Annotated in this window: 4 protein-coding genes and 1 tRNA gene; 4 read left to right on the top strand and 1 reads right to left on the bottom strand. The window is 47.3% G+C overall.

The window, feature by feature from the left end:
• Positions 1 to 122: helix-turn-helix domain-containing protein (locus ACVC7T_RS10865; protein WP_447262929.1), on the bottom strand; the 122-nt coding region annotated here is incomplete at its 3' end.
• 285 nt (positions 123 to 407) lie between these two features.
• Here ACVC7T_RS10865 and ACVC7T_RS10860 point away from each other — a divergent pair.
• The 4 genes from ACVC7T_RS10860 (at position 408) to ACVC7T_RS10845 (ending at position 4,609) form a co-directional block, all read left to right on the top strand.
• A tRNA-Thr gene (locus tag ACVC7T_RS10860) sits at positions 408 to 480 on the top strand.
• Positions 481 to 757: 277 nt separating this feature from the next.
• Entirely contained in the window at positions 758 to 2,488 is a 1,731-nt protein-coding gene (locus tag ACVC7T_RS10855) for an ABC transporter ATP-binding protein (protein ID WP_447262946.1), read from the top strand.
• Positions 2,485 to 4,224: an ABC transporter ATP-binding protein gene (locus ACVC7T_RS10850; RefSeq protein WP_447262945.1), complete on the top strand. Its 1,740-nt coding sequence runs from the start codon at positions 2,485 to 2,487 to the stop codon at positions 4,222 to 4,224. Before ACVC7T_RS10855 ends, ACVC7T_RS10850 begins: the two co-directional genes overlap by 4 nt.
• Before the next feature lie 226 nt (positions 4,225 to 4,450).
• The gene (locus ACVC7T_RS10845; protein ID WP_161948244.1) at positions 4,451 to 4,609 is read left to right on the top strand and encodes a hypothetical protein; all 159 of its coding nucleotides are present in this window, start codon (positions 4,451 to 4,453) and stop codon (positions 4,607 to 4,609) included.
• Positions 4,610 to 4,779: the final 170 nt, after the last annotated feature.

The following is a 4,779-nucleotide window of genomic DNA, read 5'->3' as shown; positions in this document are numbered from 1 at the left end:
GGAGCCTTTCCCAATAAGCGAGCGATTTCCCGATTGGATTTCCCTTCGCCTTTCCACCGTTCAATTTGTCTGCGGTTTTCGATTGTCAAATGTTTTCCTTTTGGTGTATAATGTGTATGCATCTCCGGGTCTTCCTACCTTGTGTTTGTGGTGAACTACAAGTATAACACGGAGGTGTTTTCTTTTACCTACAAGGAACTTTCATTTGTCAACAGGAACCCTTGAACCTGTTAACAAACGAAACCAGAACAGACAGCTGAACCAGTTGAAACAGCTGTTTTTTGGCTAGGTTGGGGTGGCTAACTTCATTATAGAACTTTCGATAGCGGAAAAGAGTCTTTTATAGGCTTTTTTTCTTTCAAAAAATATTGACAAATTTCCAGAGTATGATATACTGATAAGGTACTGCTGGTTTAGCTCAGTCGGTAGAGCGCATCCATGGTAAGGATGAGGTCGCCGGTTCAATCCCGGCAACTAGCATATAGTTGACAAACGGTCCGAATGGGTCGTTTTTCTTACTTTTTTACCTAAAATACCTTGACAAGTCAATATATTCTGATAAAATAAAGGGTAGAATGAGGAAAGGAGTACTACAATGAACAATACAGTATTTATCACAAAACAAACTGTTTTTCATAAACCACTCCTTTTTAAGCAACTATAATAGTCTATTTTAACGGACTTGAGGGAGCCTAGGCGGAGTGTGTCGTCTAGGCTTTTTTGCGTGCTTAGAAAGGTTTTAAGATAAGGGAGATATATGTTCAGCTTAATTTTTGATTATGTCAAGCGGCACAAGTGGCTCTACTTGCTGATCGCTGTGACCTTGATTATTTACGACGCCACGCTCTTGGTGCCGACCCAGATTATCCAAAGAATGGTCGACACCCTGGCGTCTAATGGCTTGACCGAGAAAATGTTGGTCCAGGATATGACCCTGCTTTTCCTGGTGACCCTGGTCAACTATGCTACAGCCTTCATTTGGCATCTCAAGCTTTTTCAGTCTTCTATCAATTTCAAATTTGACATGCAGCAGCGGGCCTTCCGAAAAATGGTTGTCATGCGGACGCCCTTCTATGAGAAGTTTCGCTCTGGGGATGTCATGACCCGCTTTTCAACGGACGTGGACGGGCTGATGGAAATGGTTGGCTACGGAATCATGATTGTGGTCTATGCAGGAGGCATGTTTGCCTTTGTCATTCCATATATGTTTATCATCGACTGGAAGACTTCTCTGGTGGCTCTGCTTCCTATGCTGGCTATGACTGCGGCTATCTTTTTCATCGGTCGCAAGCAGGATGAGGCCATTGAGGCCAACCGGGAGGCTGTCGCCCAGCTCAATAATGAGGTTCTGGAAGTCGTAGAAGGTATTCGGGTCACACGCGCCTACAGCAAGAAGGCCACTCAGAAGGTCAAGTTTCAGGAGCGGACACGGGAGCTTGCCAAGGGTGGAGACCGGATTACTTCCCTCCAGTCCCTCTACAATCCCTTGGCTACTTTGGCTCTGGGCTTGTCCACTATTTTGGTCCTGGTCATGGGGACAGTGGCTGTCAAGTCTGGTCAACTGTCTATCGGCCAGGTCATCGCCCTCCAGCTCTACGTTGGTTCACTTCTCGAGCCTTTCTGGATGCTGTCGGATTTCATCTTGGTCTACCAGACCGGCAAGACCTCATTTGAAAAGCTGCAGGAGCTGATTGATACAGGGGATGATTTGGAAGTTGATGGTTTTTGGGAAATAGCAGAGCTGTCCAGTCTGGCTTTTGAAGGGTACAGCTTTAGCTATCCACAGGCAGACCGGCCGAGTTTGCAGGACATCCATTGGACCCTGAAAAGAGGGCAGACAGTCGGTATCGTTGGGAAAACAGGGTCAGGCAAGACCACTCTGGTCCGCCAATTCCTCCGTCAATATCCAGTCGGTCAAGGCAGTTTTACGATAAATGGCCAATCAGTTCTGGACTTTAAACGCGCATCGATTGAGGAAAAAATTGGCTACGTTCCCCAAGAACATATCCTCTTTTCCAAGTCGGTTGGCGAAAATATTGCCCTTGGTAAGCTGGATGCCAGTCCTGAGGAGATTGAGCAATCCATTATGACAGCGGCCTTCAGGCAAGACTTAGAGCGGATGAGTGACGGTCTGGACACCATGATTGGTGAGCGGGGCGTGTCCATTTCTGGCGGCCAGAAGCAACGGATTTCCATTGCACGGGCCTTTCTGCGAAAACCAGACCTGCTGATCCTGGATGATTCCCTGTCGGCAGTAGATGCTCGTACAGAACGCCAGATTATTGAAAATATCCAAAAAGAACGGGTGGGTAAAACCAATGTCATCGTCACCCACCGCCTATCGGCTGTTAACCATGCAGACTGGGTGCTGGTCCTGGATGAGGGCCGCATCGTTGAAGAGGGCCGTCCAGCAGATTTGCTGGCGCAAGGTGGCTGGTACTTTGAGCAATACCAGCGACAACAAAGCCAGGAAGGAGGAGAGGAATGAAGATTTTAGGATTTTTATTGCGACAAATCAAGCAGGTCAAATGGCTATTTGCCATTGCGGTAGCCTTCTATCTCCTGGCTTCTGCCATGGTGCGTTTGGCACCGCTCATTGTCCAGCAGGCTATTGACGGTCCCTTGACGGATTTGAGCAAGGGGCTGCCCTTTGATCAGGCTGCCTTTTTGACCAAGGCTAGTCAGTATATGGGGATGACGGTCATCGGTAGTCTGGGCTTTTATCTGTCCATGCGCCTGCTTATGCACTGTGCCAATCGAATTGCGGAGCTTTTGCGAAATCAGGCCTACGATGTCATGCAGCGCCTGCCTATTTCCTACTTTGATGACAAACCAGCAGGTAAGATTGCGACTCGGATTGTCAATGATACCGAGACCCTGCGCAACCAGTTCTATGGGACCCTGGTCTACGCCTTTAATAACCTAATCCGTCTGGCATTTACCTACGGTGTCCTCTTTTACATGAATGCCACCCTGGGCTGGCTCATGCTGGTCTTGATTCCACTCTATATCGCTATCCAGTATGCCTATAAGCGGATGACAGACAAACCCATGAAGGACTTTTATGATGCCAGGAGTGATGTCAATACCCAGGTCAATGAAACCATGAACGGGGCTAGTCTGATCCAGCTTTTCGGTCAGGAAGAGGCAGTCATGGAAGAGTTTGAGGCAACGGCAGACAAGATGCGACGGGCCGATAACCGAATTATCTGGGCCCAATCCTTGGCGACCTGGAACCTGAGTGGTTTCCTGCAAAACTTGGTGGTCACTGGCATTCTTACGGTGGTTGGCTATCAGTTTCTCAAGGGCCAGCCGGGGGTTAGTCCAGGCAAACTCTTTGTCTATGTCAACTATATTGAGGGAATTTTTATTGCCCTGGGTTCCTTGGTACAGCAATTTCCAAATATGCTGCGGTCCTTTGAAACGGGCAAGCGTTTGATGGCCCTCTTGGAAGAAGAGACGGAGCCAGATAGAGAAGAGATCTTGCAGGTGACTGATGGTCAAGTCATATTTGAACATGTCCAGTTTGCCTATGAAGAAGGCAAGGCAATCTTGAAGGATATCTCTATCCAGGCGGACAAGGGACAGACAGTAGCTCTGGTGGGCCATACTGGTTCGGGTAAGACGTCGATTATGAACCTACTCTATCGCTTTTACGATCCCCAGGTTGGGCGAGTCTTGATTGATGGTCAGGATATTCGAGACTATTCTCGCGAAAGCCTGCGCAGCCATATGGGGATTGTCCTGCAAGATCCTTATCTCTTTACGGGGACCATTGCCAGTAATGTGGCCATGGATGTGGACCAAATGGACCGGGAGCGCGTGCGTCAGGCTCTGGAAAAGGTTGGAGCTGGGCCGATGTTGGCTCGTCTGGAAAAGGGAATCGATGAGCCTGTTGTCGAAAAAGGTTCGGCCTTCTCCAGTGGAGAGCGGCAGTTGATTGCCTTTGCCCGGACCCTTTATTCTGACCCTAAGATTCTGATCCTGGATGAGGCGACTTCCCACATTGATACGGAGACTGAGGAAATCATCCAGCATGCCATGGAAGTGGTCAAGGAGGGGCGGACAACCTTTATCATCGCCCACCGCCTGTCGACCATTCAAAATGCAGACCAGATTCTGGTCCTGGACCAAGGTCGCATCATTGAACAAGGCCGTCATGATGACTTGGTCGCTCTAGGTGGTGTCTACGCCCAGATGCAGGCTATTCAGTCTAAAGTCTAGTGTTTATAAATCTATTGAATCTCAGTCTACGGACTGGGATTTTCTTTGTTTCTATCTATAAAACTCAATGAAAATGTCCATGGTTGAACTCTGTCGTGCCCTTCTTTCAAGGGGATAGGCTGAAAATTTCCCCCGAAACTCTTCACTCACCAAGGCTGTTGACAATGGATAGATTTGATTTTTCAAGAGTAAAGATAGTATAATGATAGTACAAGGAGATTTGCCTATGAAATTTGATTTGAAGAATATCTACATCCGCATCGCTTTGGCCTTGTTCTATGTCCTAGTGGCCAGCCTTGGCAAGTATCTGCTCCATATGGAGGTCAAATGGTGGATTTCGGTCGGAATTGTGCTCCCCTTTGTGCTCTTTTATAAGGAGAAGTAGCTTAAGTTGTCTCATTTGAGGAAGTCGTTGGATATTCAACGGCTTTTTTCTACCGTTTGTCAAGCTTATCAAGGTATTTGACGAAAAATATTTTGAGTTCAATAGTCAAAATAAGGAAATTGTTTTATTTTGGACTAAATTTTAGTGTAAAAAGTGCATACAAAACCAAC

The sequence above is a fragment of the Streptococcus sp. P25B114 genome, from assembly GCF_053010325.1.
This window is presented reverse-complemented; position numbering and strand designations above follow the sequence as displayed.